A 494-nucleotide genomic window follows, 5' to 3' on the forward strand; every position below is an offset into this window, starting at 1 on the left:
GGATATCAATTAGGGTTTATCAGTAATTGCGAAAACTATTATATGCATGCGCACACGCACCTTTTTAAGTTAGGAAAATATTTTGATTATATGGTATGCAGTGAATCTTACAGTAATACGCATGAAAAAGAAGATGTGTTAGAAAAACTTAAACCTAATCTAATTAAAGATATTGTTATTGTTGGGGATAGAAGTCATGATATTATAGCTGGGAAGAAAAATAATGTTTATACCATTGGAGCATTATATGGTTATGCGAAGGAAAATGAACTTAAAGATGCAGATCTAACGATTGAAAACCTTGTTGAGCTTTTAGATATATTTGAAGGGCCTAAACCCTAGATTTACCTAACTCCATCTTACCGGTGGAGTTTTTTTTATAGTTTACAGTGAAAAAATAAAATAGTATGTTAAAATATGATAGAAAATATATGAAACGAGGAAGAAAAATGTCTGAAGAAAAGCGTTCTAAACAGGTTTTATCGTATTTAATC

General features: G+C 30.2%; 1 protein-coding gene. It reads left to right on the top strand.

From position 1 onward, the window contains the following. Positions 1-342 (top strand): HAD family hydrolase (locus tag ABCO64_RS10210; RefSeq protein WP_343089381.1); only part of this gene is annotated, 342 nt, incomplete at its 5' end. Positions 343-494 lie beyond the last annotated feature (152 nt).

This window comes from Methanocalculus natronophilus (genome assembly GCF_038751955.1).
GTDB classification, from domain to species: domain Archaea; phylum Halobacteriota; class Methanomicrobia; order Methanomicrobiales; family Methanocorpusculaceae; genus Methanocalculus; species Methanocalculus natronophilus.